This is a genomic window from Paenibacillus sp. FSL R7-0652 (genome assembly GCF_038595045.1).
Lineage (GTDB): Bacteria > Bacillota > Bacilli > Paenibacillales > Paenibacillaceae > Paenibacillus.
The window spans coordinates 1,067,819-1,085,662 of sequence record NZ_CP152001.1; the positions used below are offsets into that span (position 1 = coordinate 1,067,819).

Consider the following 17,844-nt stretch of genomic DNA (forward strand, 5'->3'; position numbering starts at 1 on the left):
GATAAGCCCGAGCCACGTATATTATTGTATCACTGTTTACAGTCCGATCTTTAATCGATCATAAGGGCCAATTATCTAATCCTTGATATTCCAGCCTGCATGAAGGCCCAATATTCACACCGCAATTTCCAATCCTATCCACCTGGGAGCGCTCACATCATGTACAATAGCAATAAGGATGACAGGGAATAAACGACAGGAAGTTCTACTATCTAACATGAAAGGAGGTCGGATGATTGCCCATGACCAGGTACATACAATTTTTTGCACTCATCCTCGGCATTGTGGCTGTGGACGTTCTGGCCTTCTCCCCAGGCTTTGCGGGACTCGGATTTGGAGAGAGTGCTTTCCAGACAGCCCTTTCCGTAACATTGCTGTTCGGCAGCGCACTCGCACTCTTCTATGGCAGTTACACTCTATTGTTCAAGCAGCCGGTCGTTTTACCTGTGAAACAGATCGAAACACATGAAGATTATGTAGAAGCCTTATCTTTTTACAGACGCATCAGAATCCTTGAAGAAGACATTACGCTGGGGCTGTCCCAACTGAACCGGATGAAAAAGAAAAAGGAAACCCTGATGAATGTGCTTCATCAGCGTTTTGATCCTGGTGAGCTGAGCTTTAAGAAATTTGCTTCGGTCACCGAAGAGGTGGAGAAGCTGTTATATCTGAATATTCGCAGCATCCTGAACCGGCTCAATGTCTTTGATGAAGCCGATTATGCCAGCATGATGAAATCCAAATCGGTGAATCTGCCGCAGAAGCTTTTTCAGGAAAAGACAAAAGTATACAACGATTACCTGACTTATGTGAAAGACTCGCTTCACACGAATGAAGAGATTTTGCTTAAGCTGGATCAGCTGCTGCTGGAAATTTCACGGCTGGACAGCTTTGAAGCCGGAGATATTGAACAGATGCCTTGTATGCAGGAGATTGATCAGTTGATCAAACATACCAAATTATACAGACAGTGAGGGGTTGTACGTATGGCGAAGAAGGGAAAGTTTTTGTTCATATCGATCATCATGCTGGTACTGGTGTTTGGCCTAGTCTATGCCGGGATCACACTGACATCGAACTTTGGCAAAACGTCTACACAAGTCACGACCGAAAATGCAGGTAAGGAACTTGGCAAATTGTACGCTGACATCGCACCAGCCACGGCAGAGCCGGTCAAAGGACAGATTGATCTCGATCCGGTGGATGTTGCAGAATCGCTGCCAGATATTTCAAAGTTCCCCATTACAGTGGAGAACACAACGAATGATTATGTTGAAATTTTCTCCTCCCCCGAGAAGTCAGGCAGCGGAGTGGATGGATGGTTAACCGAGACAGCAGAGGCATTTAACCAAGCGAACATCACGGCTGGCGGCAAACCGATCTCGGTCAAAATCCGCAATATTGCTTCCGGTACTGCTGCGGATTACATTAAGTCCGGCAAATATGTTCCTGATGCCTTCACACCGTCCAATGAGCTGTGGGGCGCAATGGTGGAGGCGAGCGGGGTGAAGACCAAGCTGGTTACCAAGCGGCTGGTTGGCAATGTGCCAGGAATCGTTATCTCCAAAGCTAAATATGATGCTTTAGTGGACACCTACGGCTCTGTGAACGTCAAAACGGTAACCGAAGCCATTGCAAACAATGAACTTTCGATGGGGTATACGGATCCATTTGCCAGTTCGACGGGACTCAATTTCCTCGTCACTGCACTAAACACATATGACGGTGCCAATCCACTCGGCGAGAAAGCCATTCAAGGCTTCGAAAAATTCCAGGCAAACGTGCCATTCACAGCATCTACTACCATTCAGATGCGGGAAGCAGCCAAGTCGGGTAGACTCGACGCCTTCGTTCTGGAGTACCAGACATATGTTAATACAGCAGATCTCAAAAGCGGATACGTCTTCACTCCTTTTGGTGCAAGACATGACAGCCCGCTGTATGAACTCGGTCAACTGCCGCAGAACAAGCAGGAGATCGTCCAGAAGTTTGCCGACTTTGTCACGCAGGATCAGTATCAGAAAAAAGCAGAGGACTTCGGCTTTAACGGCCTGCAGGATTACAAATCTGAACTGGCTTCCGTGGACGGCGGTACACTGCTGTCTGCACAGAAAGTCTGGAAAGAGAAGAAAAACGGAAGCAAACCGATTGCAGCTGTATTTGTCACGGATGTATCTGGAAGCATGGACGGGGAGCCGCTGAACCGACTTAAGGAATCACTGCGCAAAGGCCAGAAATATCTGGGTACGGAAAACAGCATTGGACTGGTCTCATACTCCAGCGGAGTTACCGTCAATCTCCCGATTGCAAAGTATGATACGAATCAGCAGTCCATGTTTGTAGGAACGGTAGACAGCCTTCAGGCTGGAGGGGGCACAGCGACTTTTGATGGCATCGTTGTCGCGATGAAGATGCTGGAGGACTATATGACCGCGAACCCTAACGTGAAACCGCTGATCTTTGTCCTGAGTGACGGGGAGACGAACGAAGGTCATACGCTGAAGGATATCCGGGGTCTGGTTGAGACATACAAAGTACCGATCTATACCATCGGCTACAATGCAGACATCAAAGCACTGGAGAGCATCTCCAGCATTAACGAAGCTGCGAGCATTAACGCGGACACTGACGATGTCGTCTACAAAATCGGAAACCTGTTTAACGTACAGATGTAAGCCTAAGCCGATGTAACTAAAAGGGGGAACTGCGGATGTCCTTTACAATGGAGATACCGAGCCAGAAGGAAATTCAGAAGGTGATTGAAGAAGAGATCAAACCGGTGCCCGCCGAGGTGGCGGAGCTGCAGCAGGTAGCGAATTCCAATGTGGATATGATTATGAACCTGGACCTGGAATCCCTGGAGAAACGCAAGGAGATTTTGCAGTCGATTGACGGCTTTGGCATGAACACGATGCGATCCTCTTCCGAGAAAAACGCACTGCTTCAAGTCTCCGTCGGACATCTGTCCAAGACGGGAGACGAGGGCGGCCAGGTCGCCAAAGGCCTGACCGAACTGCACATGCAGCTGAAGGATCTCGACCCGAGCGTGGTCGATTTCGCCAAAACAGGCTTTCTGGGCAAGCTGTTCAACCCGCTGCGCGCGTATTTTCTCAAGTACCAGAAAGCTGACGCCGTTATCGCCGATATTGTCGTTTCACTCGACAAGGGACGTGCAACGCTCCGTAATGACAATACCACGCTTGAGATCGAGCAGCAGAGCCTGCGCGAACTGACCAAGCGGCTTCAGAAGGAGATTCAGCTTGGCATGCTGATGGATGAATCGATCGATGCGCAGATTGAGGCAGCCAAGGTTCGTAACGAAGACCCCGAGAAAGTGCGTTTTATTACCGAAGAAGTGCTCTTCCCACTCCGTCAGCGGGTAATGGATCTGCAGCAGATGCTGGTTGTAAACCAGCAGGGGATTATGGCGATCGAAGTGGTTATCCGGAACAACAAAGAGTTGATTCGCGGCGTGGATCGGGCGAAAAATGTGACGATCTCCGCACTGAAAATTGCGGTCACCGTTGCCAGTGCGCTGTACAATCAGAAGATTGTATTGCAGAAGATTGAACTGCTTAACCGTACCACCAACGATCTAATCGCCGGTACATCCAAAATGCTGAAGGATCAGGGGACCGCGATCCAGAAGCAGGCGTACGAGGCAAGCATCTCGGTGGATACGATGAAGCAGGCCTTTACGGATGTGCTGTCCGCGCTCGACTCCATTTCGGTCTATAAACAGGAAGCCCTGCCAAGAATGCGCGAAACCATCGGTCAGTTCCGTGAATTGGCGGAGACCGGAGAACAGCAGATTCAGCGATTGGAGAAAGGGCAGAAGCTTGGTCTGTAATCAATCAATCAATGAGAATGACTAGAAAAAGCAACCATTCCCTAATGACTAGTTAAGGATGGTTGCTTTTTTTTGCAGTGATTGCATACAGGGATTACTCGTACCCAATTTTGTCAGCATACGCTAACAATGAGTCAGTAACTTGGTCAAGAATAACATCGGCAGCTTGAACTTTAGCATTACCTTGTTGAAGGATCGTGTAGTTCACTTTGTTTTTGGAAACAGCTTGCTTGTAAAGGGTGTAACCTTCAAGCTGCATATAAGTTCCTTTGATGAAGGAGGTATGAATTTTTTTGATTTCTGGGTTGTTGGATTGGATCAGTTTTGCTTTGGAGACGAATTTGGTATAATTCGGAATTACCGTATTCGTCAGCTTCAGAAACATCGATTTTCGATTCGCTGAAGATACGGTGTTACCAACACTACTCAAGGAATCAAGAGCTCTAGACTCATAGGGCTCGATAGCAAAAATCTGATCCAGATATTTTTTTAATTCCGCTTTTTCCTGAATAAACTCATCTACTGCCTCAGGCTCTTCTGCATCGTCTATTAAATCTACTTCAGACTGATATTCGTCCGCAAACTCGTCCTGAACCCAATATGTAGAGAATTCTTCTACGGCAGCATTGGCTTGAGGAGCAGGAAAGAGAAGTACCCCGCCAAGTAAAATGAAACTGGTCATTAATGATATAATACTTGATCTTTTCACGTGAAATGTCACCTCCTTTTATCCTGTTTTCTGCACGTAATGTCACATGGTAAATCCTGCCAACCAATAGACAGATCCTAGATCACTAGGAAATTTGTCAGAGTCATGGCTAATCCTTCCTCATATAGTATATATGAAGCCGAGTAAGGTTTGCTAGAACTAAAGGTGAAAAACGGTTGGCCCGCGATTTCGGGTCAACCGTTTTTTAGACGCTGCATATAAATGACATAGGGGATAATCAGGACAAGAAACAACAGCGCTGTAATGAGGGATAGGAGCAGACCGCTATTAACGAGCATCCAGGCGCCCAGCGCCGCGCCAATGACAAATATAAACCAAGACAGTGCAAGCACGGCCCACTCGGAAGCCGGAGCTTTGCCGCGTGCAGCTTTGGCCAAGGCCTGACCGATACCAAAAAGCGTACCTGAAACAAAACCTTTGCCTACATCTGCATGGGCAACCATCTGGTGCATCGTATTTTGCATGCCCATCGCCATGGCGATCGGGAATATGATGTATTGCGTGTGGAACAGGATTGACAACATGATTGCGAAAAGAAACAATACACACTCCACGATCAAAATAAGGGTCAGATGCCATTTCCACCATGACTCTGTAATGAAAGTGCCGACAAATGCTCCTGCAATAAATAAAAGAACGACAGTCCCGGTCGCTGCCCATAACGCATAATCTGCCTCAAAAAGAGCGATGCCCAGCTTGGTGCTGTTGCCGCTCATGAAGGATAAATACACTTTACCCAGCCCCAAATATCCAATGGAATCGATGAAACCGGCGAGCAGTACAAGAACGGAAGATAACAAAAGCCGGGAAAATCCCGGCTCCAAACGTTCTACCGTGTGTCCGATACTCTCGTTGTTAACTTTCGGGGAAGACGAGTCATGTACGGAATGCATAGGCATCTGTCCTCCATTTTCGGGTAACTATCGGGTTCGCTTAATCTCGCTTGAGTTTAAGCTGACATTCCCTTAAATAAGCTAATCGCCGGGAATGAACCTTGCAGCGTTAACTTATAGCTTTCTTTGTTATTTTCCCTTGTTCTGATCCGGTGCAATAAACAACGTATCGTCAGGGAGTTGTTCAGCTTCCTCACGGGAGATGCCCAGATTCGTGGAGAGCACATCTACCGGATTGCCTGCGATCCATTCACTAAGATCAATGGCTTCATAATGTCCACTGTTGAATCCAATGAGTACACGGCAGACATCATCACCGGTATTTTTGATGTAATGCCCTGCACCCATCGGAGCGTAACCAATGTCTCCAGCTTCAAACTGCTCGGTTACGGCCTGCCCTTCGGCGAGAAAGACGGTCATTTCGGCGCTGCCGCTGATATAGTACTGCCACTCATCCGCATTGGGGTGCCAGTGCAGTTCTCGCAGAGCGCCCGGCTGAAGCTCGATCAGAGATCCCGCCATCGTGGTGGAGATCGGGAAGTCTTCGACGGTTACCGTCCGCTGTGTACCCCCGCCTGGTGCCCGGCGCGGCTGTTTGGCGTGTAACGGATAACGGTGTGGGGTGGTCAGCTCAGAATTACGGCGATAAGTTGCTGAGGAGGAGCTGTCATCGGGTACCGGACCTTTGGCAAAATAGGCTTCGCCCTGATTGAGCTTGGCTGCCTGCTCGAGGGAGATACCAAGGTTCTGGGCAACAATGGCGTCTGGTGTCTGAGTCAGGAAGTCGGTGATGCTGAACGTGTGGTCTTCTGAGAAATCTCCATTGTCAAAAATCAAAATGAAGTGGCATTCCTCCGGTCCAAGCCCCTGAATGGAGTGACCATATCCACGCGGGAAATACCATACATCTCCGGGTTCGAAGGTATCGGTATACGCATGACCATCGGGATGAATGACGGTTGTGCGGCAGGAACCGCTGATGACGTACGCCCACTCGGCCGCGTTCGCATGCCAGTGCAGTTCGCGCATGCCGCCTGGTTCCAGGCGCATGGATACTCCCGCAATGCCGATGGATGCGGGGAAGTCATGAACCGAGGCTCCGCGAGTAATGCCGCCGGGACCGGTACGGGGTTCTTTTTGCTCAAGACGATACTTGAAAGATTTCATCATCATACCTCCTGCTTCAAATTTGAATTCAGTAGACAATGTGTAAATAATTGAATATAACTATAATATTATACCCATATTCTGAGAAATTATTCATTTTTTAAATCGTGTGCGGGCGTAAAATGAATAATTTTGAACAACTCTTCCGCCATGTAAGCAGGACTGTGCTTGAAATCCTGTCTGATCCACTCCATGATCATGCCGAATATGGCATGAGACTGATAGCTTGCAAGCAGTTCGTGGTTAATATGGGGCGGGAAAATATGATTCAGATCCTGTAAAGACAAATCACGCAGTACATCACAGATCATACGCTGAAAGCTGGATGATGCTTCGGACTGCACCACGAGTGTATAGAATTGGGCATGCTGATGCACATGTTCGAAGATGGTAATGGCGGAAGAGGGCATCCGTCCCACCTGAAATTCCTTCATCCCCTCATAAGGTTTACGGAATGAAGTTACCAGATCCTGGGTAACATCATGCAGGATTTCGTTGAACAAGTCTTCCTTATATTGATAATGTCTGTAAAAGGTTCCCCGATTCAGGTCAGCCTGCTGCACAATATCCGAGATGGAGATTTCCTTGAAATTACGTTGCTGCATCAAATGAAGGAGAGCCTCCTTCAACGCAGCTTTGGATTTTCGGATTCTTCGATCTATTGCGTCTGATGTTTCGGGCATTGGAATTCCTCCCTGATGATATTTATAAAAGATAACGTACAAACAGGTGACAGCCTGTTGTTTAACGTACAATGGGACAAGGTTTTACTGATTGTATCGAAAAGCTATGACTTATTATACTAAGGATAAGAGATAATGAACATTTGTTTGGTATCTTTGTGTAAACGAATACATCAGAGGAGGCGTAACGATATGAAACTTCAAAATAAAGTGGCTATTGTCACAGGTGCAGGCTCGGGAATGGGAAAGGCCATTGCCGCATTGTATGCGCAGGAAGGAGCAAGGGTCGTTGTTTCCGATATTAACGAAGAAGCTGCTCAGGCTGTCGTTCAAGAAATAGAGGCAGACGGTGGGGAAGCCTTCGTTATTCTGGCTAATGTTGCGAAAGAGGAAGATGTACAGCAGCTTATTGATCAAGCGGTAAGCCGATACGGAACAGTAGATATTCTGGTGAACAATGCGGGCATTATGGACGGGATGGAGCCGGCAGCGGATATTACGGATGAGCGGTGGGAGAAGGTATTTGCCGTGAACACAACAAGTGTGATGCGCACAACACGCAAAGTGCTGCCGATTTTTCTGGAAAAACAGCAGGGGGTGATCGTAAATATTGCTTCAGCGGGTGGCCTGCATGGTGGACGGGCTGGAGGCGCATATACGGCATCAAAACATGCTGTGGTGGGCTTCACCAAAAATACAGGATACATGTACGCCGAGCAGGGTATTCGCTGCAATGCCATTGCACCGGGAGCGGTTGCAACGAATATCGGTGCATCCATGACGGGCATTAACCCATTCGGAGCGGGACGACAGCAGCAGGGAATGGCCATCAACCCACGGGTCGGAACGAGTGAAGAGATTGCCAAAGTGGCTTTATTCCTCGGATCGGACGAATCCAGTTTTGTAAATGGTACCGTAATTACGGCTGACGCAGGCTGGAGTTCTTACTAATCTGCTTCTTGTTCTGATTAAACCGACAGGTGGGACAACGATTCATGACTCGTAAATATACGATAACCAAAGAAGCCGTATGATTACGGCTTCTTTGTCATTCTCGTTCTTCATGTTATGACCATTCTTCAGCATCTCGGCATGCGCCTTAGAATTGTCTTCTGCAGCATTCAAGTCCTGAAGAAAAAAGGACGGTTAGACAAACGTTTGCATAATACAAAAAATGAGGTAGAGCGCTTAACTCAGGAAGGGCTTTGCCTTCGAATACAGTGAGGATTCACGTACGATCAGGCGGTGTGGGATAATCACCGGGTTCTGAGCAAGAGGCTCGCTGCTGAGTATTTTTAGCAGAACCTGAACGGCGGTATACCCGAGCTGATATGTCCCGATATCAATGGAACTGAGCGGAGGCGAAGCAAGTTCGGACAAAGCGATATTGTTAAAACTGACCACGCTGATGTCCTCAGGCACTTGGTATCCAAGCTCGGCAAGCGCTCTCAGCACACCGAAAGCAACATTATCATCGATAACGACAATGGCGGTAGGTCTGTCGGGCAGCGACATGAACAGGGACATAGCCCGGAAGCCGCTTTCCTGCAGAAATTCCCCCTCCACAATCCAGTCGTTATTAGCCGTTAGCCCCGATTCATCAAGAGCCTTCCGATATCCACGCATGCGATCATGCGATAACGTAATGTCCGGCGGGCCGCTCACAAATCCGATACGTGTGTGACCTTGAGCAATCAGATGCTGCGTTGCATCATACGCGGTCTGCACGTTATCGTTATCGACCATCGGTGCATTCGGGTGGGTTTCACTCCGGCCAATCAGCACAAAGGGAAATTTCTCCTCTTCCAAAAAAGAGATGATGGGATCATCGCGTTTGGAACCGAGCAGCAGAATGCCGTCGACCCTGCGACCATGCACAAGACGGGAAATCGCCTGTAATTCATCATCGGAGGACGTTTCGGTGGACAGCAGCAGTTCATAGTTGTTACGAGTGGCATGAGTGATAATGCCGCGCAGCAGCTCACCGAAGAAATAATTTTGGAAAAGCTCCTCCGCAGGACGCGGCAGCATAATGCCAAGCGTTTGCGTTGTTTTAGATACAAGGCTCTTTGCCATCATATTAGGATGATAATTAAGCTCTTTCATAATTTGTTTAACCTTAAGAGATGTTTCCATACTAATTCTAGGATGATCCGAAATCACCCGTGACACTGTAGAAGGGGAAACACCCGCCAATTTGGCTATATCCTTGATCGTAATCATGTAAAAAACCCCTTCTGATTCAATCATTTCAACATTCTCCTATGGTAATGCAAAGGGTGTCATAAATCAATTGTTTACGAAATGACCCAGAATGCAAGCGGAGTAAAATAAAGGAAGAAAGAGTTAGATCAAGGAAACAGGAAAATACTGTTATCTGAATTCAGGATATGGTTAATTTTGAAAGAATACAGCTTGTGCAAACGTTTGTACAAAGAAAGTTTAGTGTTGTATGATGTGGAAGATATTACAGCGCTTACATCTTTGGAATTACATATTTTTAACTTTATTCTCCCTACATACTGGATATCGAAGTGATCTTGTCCTCCATTTTGAGCAAACGTTTGTACAACAGTTCACATGGAATACAAGCTCCTGACAATCTACACCTTTTAAAGGGCGAAAAGCGCGAACAATGGGATGCATCACGCAGAGGGAAAGGGGACATTTTACATGAGAAAATGGCAAGGCGCAGTATTGTCCATCGGAATGGCGTTTACATTGGCTGCATGCTCCACTGGGGGAGGCGGCACTCCATCTCCGGCAGCGTCAAGTGATAATCCGGAGGATACGGTTCAGCTGACCGCAGAGAATCTACAGCCGGAGGAAGGCGCATCACTGGTGATATGGGAAGACAAAAACCAGAGCAGCTTTATCGAGCAGCGAGTTAAAAAATTCGAAGAAAAATATGGTGTCACGGTCAAAATGGAGGAACTGCCGCCTACAGATCAGGTGACCAAATTAACAACAGATGGTCCTGCCGGGCTTGCTGCGGATGTCGTTGTGTTCCCGCATGACAAGATTGGCAGCGCCTCGGAAGCAGGACTTATTTTGCCTAATGATATCTTCGAAGCTGAAACTACAGCCAATACCAGCGAAAATGCGCTGAAAGCGGTGACGTTCAAAGACGTTTTATACGGATATCCGTACAGCGTCGAAACATATGCCCTTTTTTACAATAAAGCCTTGTACCCGGAAGCACCGAAAAACTTCGATGAAATTATCGATTTTGCCAAGACGTTCAACAATGCCAAATCCAATCAGTATGCGCTGATGTGGGAATTACAGCAGTTCTACTATAACTACGCCTTCCTGGCATCCCAGGGCGGATATATCTTTGGGGACAATGGGATGGACAGCGGTGATCTCGGTTTGAACAACGAAGGAGCGCAGAAAGGCGGAGAATTCCTGCAAAAGCTGAAGGCTGAAGTGCTGCCGCTTAAGATGGGCGATGTGAACTATGATATCAAAAAAGGACTGTTCTCCAGCGGCAAGCTGGCGATGGATATTAACGGCCCTTGGACCATTGCCGACTATCGCAGTGCCGGTATTGATTTCGGAGTTGCTCCACTTCCAGCTATTGATGGCAAGCCAATGACCTCCTTCTCGGGTGTAAAAGCTTATTATGTCAATGCATTTACCCAGTACCCGAATGCCTCCAAGCTGCTGGCCGCGTTCCTCTCGAACGAAGAAGCCCAGATGGAGAACTTTGACATGAACGGTACGCTTCCAGCAAACAAAAATGTGGCGGCTGACGCCAAAGTACAGGAAGATCCGATCAACAAAGCCTTCCTTGAACAATTCAACAACTCGACACCGATGCCTTCCCTTCCAGCCATGGACAGTGTATGGGGGCCGATTTCGTCAGCCATTACCGATATTTGGGATAGCGGCAAGGATGTGAAGGCCTCACTCGACAATGCTGTGAAACAGATCAAGGAGAGTTTGGCAACCACACAATAATGACGAAACAGCGATGACACGAATGAACGGAGAACGATGAATGATACCAAACGGAGAGGAGGGAGCATATGCGGCAACAGCATGTCCCGGTGTCTGCCCAGCCCAATAGGGAAAAGCAGCACCGGATGACAGCAGCCATATGCTCCATCATACTGCAGGGTCTCGGACAGTTATACAATCGGCAGTGGATTAAAGGCATTGTGCTGCTGCTGCTGGAGGGAGCAGGACTTGCGTACCTGCTTCCAAGGCTGTCCCAAGCGGTATGGGGAATATGGACACTGGGGGAGAATACACAGCGTTTTGTGAAAGTGAATGGTTCAACGGTGCTTCAAAAGGGCGACCATTCCATCTTTTTGCTGCTTGACGGAATTATCGTGCTGCTGGTCTTTTTTGTGTTTGTGCTCGTTTACATCCTGAACATCCGGGATGCGTATATGACCGGACTTGCAAGAGAGCAGGGGAAACCGACGCTGGGTGCCGCGGCAACGATGCGCAATGTGATGGACAAAAATTTTCCGTATCTGTTCTTGTCCATCCCGGCACTCGGCATTCTTTTTTTTACGATCATGCCGATTCTGTTCACCGTTACGATTGCGTTTACGAACTACTCTGCACCGGATCATATTCCACCAGCCAAATTGGTGGACTGGGTAGGGTTCAAAACATTTACGGACCTAATCCAGCTCAAATCCTGGAGCCAGACGTTCTACGGGGTGCTCACTTGGACAGTCATCTGGGCAGTCTTGGCGACAGTAACGACGTACTTTGGCGGAGTGCTTGTAGCTTTGTTAATTGAACAGAAAGGCATCCGTTTCAAAAAGTTATGGCGCACCATTTTTATTTTGCCTTATGCCATTCCGCAGATAATCTCGCTGCTGCTGATGCGCAACCTGTTCAACGGTCAGTTTGGGCCGATCAATACGTATATGCGAGCGTTCGGACTGGAAGGGCTGCCTTGGCTGACGGACCCGTTCTGGGCCAAAGTTACTGTCATTGTCGTCAACATGTGGATCGGTATTCCGGTCAGCATGGTGCTCATATTGGGTGTGCTTACCGCTATTCCCCGTGATCTGTATGAGGCAGCTGAAGTAGACGGTGCTTCCGCGTTCCAGAAGTTCAAAATTATTACGATGCCGTTCATTTTATTTGCCACGACACCGGTGCTGATCATGCAGTTTGCCGGAAACTTCAACAACTTCAACGTCATTTTCCTGTTAACGAACGGTAACCCGCTTCGCGGAGACTATCAGTATGCAGGGGCAACGGATTTGCTGGTGACCTGGCTCTACAAACTCACACTCGACAATAATAAATTCAACATGGCTTCTGCGGTAGGTATTATCATCTTCCTGATTATCGCTACCTTCTCCATCTGGAATTTCCGCCGCTCCAAATCATTCAAGGAGGAGGACATGATCCAATGAAGAAACGCAGCAATCCGATTCGTTTGATCCTCAGTTATGTGCTTTTGCTGATCATTGCCCTTGTATCCGTCTATCCGGTTTTGTGGATTTTTCTGTCGTCCCTGCGTCCTGGCGCGGCATTGTTCAGTGAGCGCTTATGGCCGGAAAGTTTCACTCTTTCTCACTATGGAGAGCTGTTTAACAATCCGTCCTTTATGTACGGCAGATGGTATATGAATACGCTGAAGATCGCCTTCTTCACGATGATTTTCTCTACATTAATGGTGACGCTGGGCATGTACGCGCTGTCCAGGTTCCGTTTTCGGGGACGTAAAACGATTCTGTCCACCATGCTTATTCTGGGCATGTTTCCAAGCTTCATGAGCATGATTGCCATCTATATTATTTTGCTGCAAATCAAACTGCTCGACACGCACGCTGCGCTTATTCTGGTCTATTCCTCAGGGGCAGTACTGGGCGGATTCATCGTCAAGGGTTTCTTCGACACCATCCCGCGCAGTCTGGATGAAGCAGCGCGCATCGATGGTGCAAGCCATCTGCGTGTGTTTACCAGCATCATTTTACCGTTATCCAAACCGATGCTTACCTACGTCGCACTGACCAGTTTCACAGGGGCATGGATGGATTTTATCTTTGCCCGACTGGTACTGCGTACCAAGGAGAACTGGACCCTGGCCGTGGGCATGTGGGATCTCGTAAACCGGTATCAGGACAGTAACTTTACGATGTTTGCTGCGGGAGCTGTACTGATCGCTATCCCGATTACCCTGCTGTTTGTGTTCCTGCAGCGTTTCCTCGTTCAGGGTCTGACGACAGGGGCGTCCAAAGGCTAACATCATTTCTAGGCAGGATTAGCGTAAATTCATGCTTGCTGTCAACAGCATAGACAGTCGCAGTATGCGCTCGATAAGCCGCACATGCGGCACTTCAACCAGGCACTTCCGTAACGTCATGTCTTCGTCGACTTGGCAGCGCATCGGAAGTGTCTGCTTTGCTTGTAGGGTCAGGGCTTCTAATGAAGAAAAAGGAGGAACGTGATGTATGGGCATGAACCCTTCCAGTGAACCTGAGGCTGCTGCCTACCCAAGGGGACAAGCTGTTTTGCACAGCAGTGAAGCTCCACAGACCCTATGGCGTAACAAGACGTTCCGCAGAATCCTGTACGGGTATGGCATATCCGTTTTTGGCGACTGTTTTAACAGCATTGCCATCAGTCTGTGGGTGCTGCAGACGACAGGCAGCGCCAAGAGCATGGCTGCTGTGCAGGTCTGCAATATGGCGGTCAGCTTTTTATTTGGATCAGTGGCCGGTACGGTGGCTGACCGGCTCGATCGGAGGAAGCTGATGCTGGCTTCGGACGTGTTTCGCGGTGTGCTGGCTCTGCTGATTGCGGTTAGCCTGTTCAGCTGGCATGCACCTTTTCCGGTTTTGCTGTTATTGCTCTCTCTATCGATGTTTTCCAGTCTGTTTCAGGCTCCGGCGTTTCATGCTTCCGCTGCGAGCATCGTGGGCAGAGAACACATACAGCAGGCCACGGGCACCATTCATCTGGTGGACAACCTGGCTCGTATCAGCGGTTTGGCTGCTGCCGGGGTCGCTGTAGCAGCGTTTGGTGGTTTTGTCGCTATCCTGATTACAGGTGCAGCTTTCCTATTGTCTGCAGTCTGTGTGCTGCGGGCAGGGCAGTTTCCACAGGTAATCCGTGCCAGCAGTGAACCGAAATCTTTTGCACAGGAGTGGCGCAGTTCGTTTGCTTACATCTATCGCAGTCCGCTCATTCGTTCGATTGTGCTGCTCAATCCGCTGCTGCTCCTGTTTTTCATGGCCGCCATGATGCTCATACAGGTGATGGCCGTTAACGTATGGAAGGCAGATCCGGTTCAATTTGGTTTGATCGAGACGTGTATTCCTCTGGGGTACATGATCGGATCAGGAGTATTGATTGCTTCGGGAAAAAGATTGAAACATCGCGGGCGCTGGGTCTTTATTGGCCTGCTTGTGTTAGGGCCTGTCTATGTGCTCTTGGCCAATGTATCCTCGCCTCTCATGGCGCTTCCTCTTATTATGGGCGGAGGAGCCATGTTTGCCTGCTGCACGATGCTGACCCAGATTATGCTGCGTACAGCCGTACCCGATGAGATGCAGGGCAGCGTTTACGGTGTCGTTGGAACCATTACGAGTACAGCGCCGATCCTGGGCCTGACAGTGGTCTCGATCTTTGCCGATCACTGGGGAGCTGCGGCCGTATTGGAAGGCGTAGGTTTACTGCTGCTTGCCACGGGGATCATTGCAATGACAACCTTGAAGTCCATTCGAACCTATACGTAGATATCCATACCAAAGAAGATAGGAATTCCTTTCAACAAGGAGCTGACGAAACATCCTCTGTCACAAATCCGATTACATAGCAAAACCCGGAACATACGCTGTATTTGCGTATTCCGGGTTAGCTTGTATATTCAATGATATAAAGCTCTTACTGCCAGTTTACCGTAACGGTGGCTGTTCCGCTCGCTGGAGCGGTGAATGTGTGGTTGGAACCGCCTTCCCATGTAATCGTTGATCCGTTTTTCTTGAAAAACTTGAACTCCAGCTGTTTGCCTGCCGGTACGCTGACATCATAGTACCAGGTCGGGTATTGATGAATGACCTGATTGAATGCGGGTCCAATGGCGGTTGAACCTGTGCTCCAATTACCCAGTTCAGCCACATTGCCTGTCAGATAGAGGTTCTGTCCAAGCGTGGTGGATGCATTGTTCACAACAAAGCGAACGGTAACCTGATCGCCGGTCAGGATGGTGAAGTTGTTGTAAGCGCTGCTGTTTACTCCGTTCGCGGCGACTTTGACAGCATAATTGCCGGCAGCCACGGAAGGAACAGTTACTTTAATTTGTGTATCTTCCCAAGATGTAATTGCTGCTCCGGTAACCGCCGTGGTACCGAAGTACACTGTGCCTTTCGTCGAACCGAATCCACGGCCGTCAATGGTTACAACATTACCGGGTTTCCCCATAACCGGACCAACATGACCGATGGTTGGTGTCGTTTCGGCTGCTGTGGACTCCCATACTGCCACTGCGCCCGCAGCAAGGGTGAAGTTGTTAATGCTGCCGTTCGTGGACGTGATGTTATTTCCGTTCAGCACACCACCAAGCACATCCGTGTATGAGCCTGTAGGCAGGGACGTGCTCAGCCCTGTAATATTCACTGGCGTTGACAGGCTGCGGTTTACAGCGATAACGGCTGCACTCTTGCCGAATTTGCGCTCATAAACGTATACATCATTGTTAATCCAACGCTGCTGCGTGGAACCGTAGGCAATGGCCGGATTGGATTTGCGCAGAGGAGCGAGCTTGCTGATGACGTTAAACGCTGTTGTAGATTTGGAGAACGAAGGCATTTTGGCCCGATTATCCGGATCGCCATTCCCCGTCAGATACTGTTCTGTACCGTAGTAGATGGCAGGCACACCACGTGAAGTCAATGTGAAGGCCAAAGCCTGCTCCAGGCGGCGGTTGTTAACTGCACTTGTCTTGAAGCGATCCATATCATGGTTGTCGATGAACGTCACCTGATCGTTCACTTGGTTGTAGTCCGCAGCTGTACTGTTAATCATGGAATCCAGAGCGTACATATTGGATGTGTTATCACGGAACACATTGCGAACCGCAGAATTAAAGCGGAAGTCGAGCAGACTCATACCAGATTTGTTAGCAAAGTCCGTGTTATCTGCATCTGACGCAGCTGATCCCAGGAACCATTCACCGAAAGTGAATACCGGTTTGTGTGCGTAGATGGAAGACATCCAGCTCTTCTGCCAACCGAGAGGCATATGCTTCACCGCATCCACCCGAATGCCGTCAACGCCCATATCGAGCCACAGTTTAATCGCATCTTTGAAATACTTGTCGATGGTCGCATTATTGTGGTTGAAATCTGCGAGGTCATACAGGTTTTTGTAGATGCCGTTCTCCAGGGAAGAGAAGTCGGAGCCGCCATTGTGATGGAAATAACCGTTGGTATCATTGGTGTATCCGCCTACCAGTGTACCATTATCGTATAATCTGCCATTCTCGGCAAAAGACGTGTCAGTTTCCATCGCAGGAGAGGTGTGGTTTGGCGCAAAGTCAATGACAATTTTGATGCCTTTGGCATGAGCCGTCGTAATCAGATTTTGGAAATCGGCCATCGAACCGAAGTATGGATTTGTCTTTTTGAAATCCCGAGCCCAGTAGCCGTGATAGGCGGTATTGGTTACCCCGCTGTAGTTGATCGTTGCAAAGATATTTTCGACAGGCTGGGAGATCCACAGAGCTGTGACACCCAGATCACTGAAATAGTTATCATCGATTTTATTGATTAACCCCTGCCAATCTCCGCCGCAGTACAGCTTCAAATTGCTGCATGTGGCATCATATGCGGCTCCGGTAGGGTTGTTGGAGGGATTGCCGTCCAAAAAGCGATCCGTAAACACTTGGTAGATCACATCTGTACTGAAGCTCTGCTTGTTGGTTACAGCGGTGTCTGGATCGGCATAGACAGCAGAAGCTGGCAGGAACGGCAGGGCGCTGCCGGCAAGCAAACCGAGGGTCAGTGTGGTGCTGAGGATTGCGCGTTTGGCCATTTGAAACATGGTAATCCACCCTTCGTGATTGTAGTAGTTTTTGATAAACAACCAATTGGCTTTGAATTGCAGCGCTTACAATAGTGCGGTTTTCTCTACTAAAATGATTTGATTCCTCCTTTCAGGCGTAAACGCAGGCAACCCCGGTATCTCCTTGGGGAGTTACCGGGGTTGTCCTAAACCGCTGGGGTTTAAAAGCATAGCCCTCGAGTTATGATCACATCGCTATCGTAAGAAAAATTGGGTTTTATGTCAATAACTTTTTTATGAGCATTTTTTTTCTATTTTTATATTTACAAAAGTATCCCGCTCGATTTAAACTATTCGCAGAATCAACCAAATTAAGGGCTATGCATTCCGGATCAGCTTGCAAGATCGGCGACCTATCCGGAACAACCCCGTCTCTTCTGAGGCGGGGTTGTTTGTTGTCACCTGCGTCCTGCAGCAGGATTCTTCAGGCTTGCTTATTTAGTTTGTCCTGAGGGAAAAGGAAAAGAAAGGGGTTGATGG

At 48.5% G+C, this 17,844-nt stretch carries 14 protein-coding genes; 8 read left to right on the forward strand and 6 right to left on the reverse strand.

The genetic code is table 11. The annotated features are described in order from the left end of the window. Positions 1–242: 242 nt before the first annotated feature. From MKY97_RS04785 to MKY97_RS04795, 3 genes are read left to right on the forward strand one after another with little or no spacing between them, the layout of a single operon-like run. On the forward strand, positions 243–974 hold the full coding sequence (locus MKY97_RS04785) for a hypothetical protein (protein ID WP_342556234.1): 732 nt from the start codon (positions 243–245) through the stop codon (positions 972–974). A 12-nt stretch (positions 975–986) separates the two neighbouring features. Then, positions 987–2,675: a substrate-binding and VWA domain-containing protein gene (locus MKY97_RS04790; RefSeq protein WP_342554363.1), complete on the forward strand. Its 1,689-nt coding sequence runs from the start codon at positions 987–989 to the stop codon at positions 2,673–2,675. 35 nt (positions 2,676–2,710) lie between these two features. Further along, complete coding sequence (locus tag MKY97_RS04795; RefSeq protein ID WP_342554364.1) at positions 2,711–3,850, forward strand: toxic anion resistance protein; 1,140 nt, start codon at positions 2,711–2,713, stop codon at positions 3,848–3,850. Between the two features lie 94 nt (positions 3,851–3,944). Here MKY97_RS04795 and MKY97_RS04800 read toward each other — a convergent pair whose 3' ends face one another. From MKY97_RS04800 to MKY97_RS04815, 4 genes are all read right to left on the reverse strand, one after another. Beyond that, entirely contained in the window at positions 3,945–4,559 is a 615-nt protein-coding gene (locus MKY97_RS04800) for a hypothetical protein (protein WP_342554365.1), read from the reverse strand. A gap of 194 nt (positions 4,560–4,753) precedes the next feature. Continuing rightward, positions 4,754–5,473 carry a YoaK family protein gene (locus MKY97_RS04805; RefSeq protein WP_342554366.1) on the reverse strand — a complete coding sequence of 240 codons (720 nt, stop codon included), beginning with the start codon at positions 5,471–5,473 and terminating at the stop codon, positions 4,754–4,756. 129 nt (positions 5,474–5,602) lie between these two features. Next, entirely contained in the window at positions 5,603–6,646 is a 1,044-nt protein-coding gene (locus MKY97_RS04810; protein WP_342554367.1) for a cupin domain-containing protein, read from the reverse strand. Positions 6,647–6,729: 83 nt separating this feature from the next. Further along, positions 6,730–7,323 carry a TetR/AcrR family transcriptional regulator gene (locus tag MKY97_RS04815; RefSeq protein ID WP_342554368.1) on the reverse strand — a complete coding sequence of 198 codons (594 nt, stop codon included), beginning with the start codon at positions 7,321–7,323 and terminating at the stop codon, positions 6,730–6,732. Positions 7,324–7,515: 192 nt separating this feature from the next. Between MKY97_RS04815 and MKY97_RS04820 the strand changes: the two genes are divergently transcribed. Beyond that, a complete protein-coding gene (locus tag MKY97_RS04820; protein WP_342554369.1) occupies positions 7,516–8,274 on the forward strand; it encodes an SDR family oxidoreductase in 759 nt (252 codons plus the stop codon). A gap of 237 nt (positions 8,275–8,511) precedes the next feature. On the opposite strand, the gene MKY97_RS04825 is transcribed toward MKY97_RS04820, so the two are convergent. Beyond that, on the reverse strand, positions 8,512–9,546 hold the full coding sequence (locus MKY97_RS04825) for a LacI family DNA-binding transcriptional regulator (RefSeq protein ID WP_342556235.1): 1,035 nt from the start codon (positions 9,544–9,546) through the stop codon (positions 8,512–8,514). 450 nt (positions 9,547–9,996) lie between these two features. Between MKY97_RS04825 and MKY97_RS04830 the strand changes: the two genes are divergently transcribed. The 4 genes from MKY97_RS04830 (at position 9,997) to MKY97_RS04845 (ending at position 15,038) form a co-directional block, all read left to right on the forward strand. Further along, positions 9,997–11,286 carry a maltose ABC transporter substrate-binding protein gene (locus MKY97_RS04830; RefSeq protein WP_342554370.1) on the forward strand — a complete coding sequence of 430 codons (1,290 nt, stop codon included), beginning with the start codon at positions 9,997–9,999 and terminating at the stop codon, positions 11,284–11,286. A 68-nt stretch (positions 11,287–11,354) separates the two neighbouring features. Beyond that, positions 11,355–12,710: a sugar ABC transporter permease gene (locus MKY97_RS04835; protein ID WP_342554371.1), complete on the forward strand. Its 1,356-nt coding sequence runs from the start codon at positions 11,355–11,357 to the stop codon at positions 12,708–12,710. Further along, a complete protein-coding gene (locus MKY97_RS04840) occupies positions 12,707–13,543 on the forward strand; it encodes a sugar ABC transporter permease (RefSeq protein WP_342554372.1) in 837 nt (278 codons plus the stop codon). Before MKY97_RS04835 ends, MKY97_RS04840 begins: the two co-directional genes overlap by 4 nt. Positions 13,544–13,751: 208 nt before the next feature. Then, entirely contained in the window at positions 13,752–15,038 is a 1,287-nt protein-coding gene (locus MKY97_RS04845) for an MFS transporter (protein WP_342554373.1), read from the forward strand. A gap of 148 nt (positions 15,039–15,186) precedes the next feature. Here MKY97_RS04845 and MKY97_RS04850 read toward each other — a convergent pair whose 3' ends face one another. Then, a complete protein-coding gene (locus MKY97_RS04850; protein WP_342554374.1) occupies positions 15,187–17,343 on the reverse strand; it encodes an alpha-amylase family glycosyl hydrolase in 2,157 nt (718 codons plus the stop codon). Between the last annotated feature and the right edge of the window lie 501 nt (positions 17,344–17,844).

What these genes read in the sequence shown, in the direction of transcription:
- MKY97_RS04810 (WP_342554367.1), bottom strand. Translation starts at nt 6,646, where the DNA reads ATGATGATGAAATCTTTCAAGTATCGTCTTGAGCAAAAAGAACCCCGT.
- MKY97_RS04830 (WP_342554370.1), top strand. Translation starts at nt 9,997, where the DNA reads ATGAGAAAATGGCAAGGCGCAGTATTGTCCATCGGAATGGCGTTTACA.
- MKY97_RS04815 (WP_342554368.1), bottom strand. Translation starts at nt 7,323, where the DNA reads ATGCCCGAAACATCAGACGCAATAGATCGAAGAATCCGAAAATCCAAA.
- MKY97_RS04840 (WP_342554372.1), top strand. Translation starts at nt 12,707, where the DNA reads ATGAAGAAACGCAGCAATCCGATTCGTTTGATCCTCAGTTATGTGCTT.
- MKY97_RS04790 (WP_342554363.1), top strand. Translation starts at nt 987, where the DNA reads ATGGCGAAGAAGGGAAAGTTTTTGTTCATATCGATCATCATGCTGGTA.
- MKY97_RS04805 (WP_342554366.1), bottom strand. Translation starts at nt 5,473, where the DNA reads ATGCATTCCGTACATGACTCGTCTTCCCCGAAAGTTAACAACGAGAGT.
- MKY97_RS04845 (WP_342554373.1), top strand. Translation starts at nt 13,752, where the DNA reads ATGGGCATGAACCCTTCCAGTGAACCTGAGGCTGCTGCCTACCCAAGG.
- MKY97_RS04835 (WP_342554371.1), top strand. Translation starts at nt 11,355, where the DNA reads ATGCGGCAACAGCATGTCCCGGTGTCTGCCCAGCCCAATAGGGAAAAG.
- MKY97_RS04785 (WP_342556234.1), top strand. Translation starts at nt 243, where the DNA reads ATGACCAGGTACATACAATTTTTTGCACTCATCCTCGGCATTGTGGCT.
- MKY97_RS04850 (WP_342554374.1), bottom strand. Translation starts at nt 17,343, where the DNA reads ATGTTTCAAATGGCCAAACGCGCAATCCTCAGCACCACACTGACCCTC.
- MKY97_RS04825 (WP_342556235.1), bottom strand. Translation starts at nt 9,546, where the DNA reads ATGATTACGATCAAGGATATAGCCAAATTGGCGGGTGTTTCCCCTTCT.
- MKY97_RS04820 (WP_342554369.1), top strand. Translation starts at nt 7,516, where the DNA reads ATGAAACTTCAAAATAAAGTGGCTATTGTCACAGGTGCAGGCTCGGGA.
- MKY97_RS04795 (WP_342554364.1), top strand. Translation starts at nt 2,711, where the DNA reads ATGTCCTTTACAATGGAGATACCGAGCCAGAAGGAAATTCAGAAGGTG.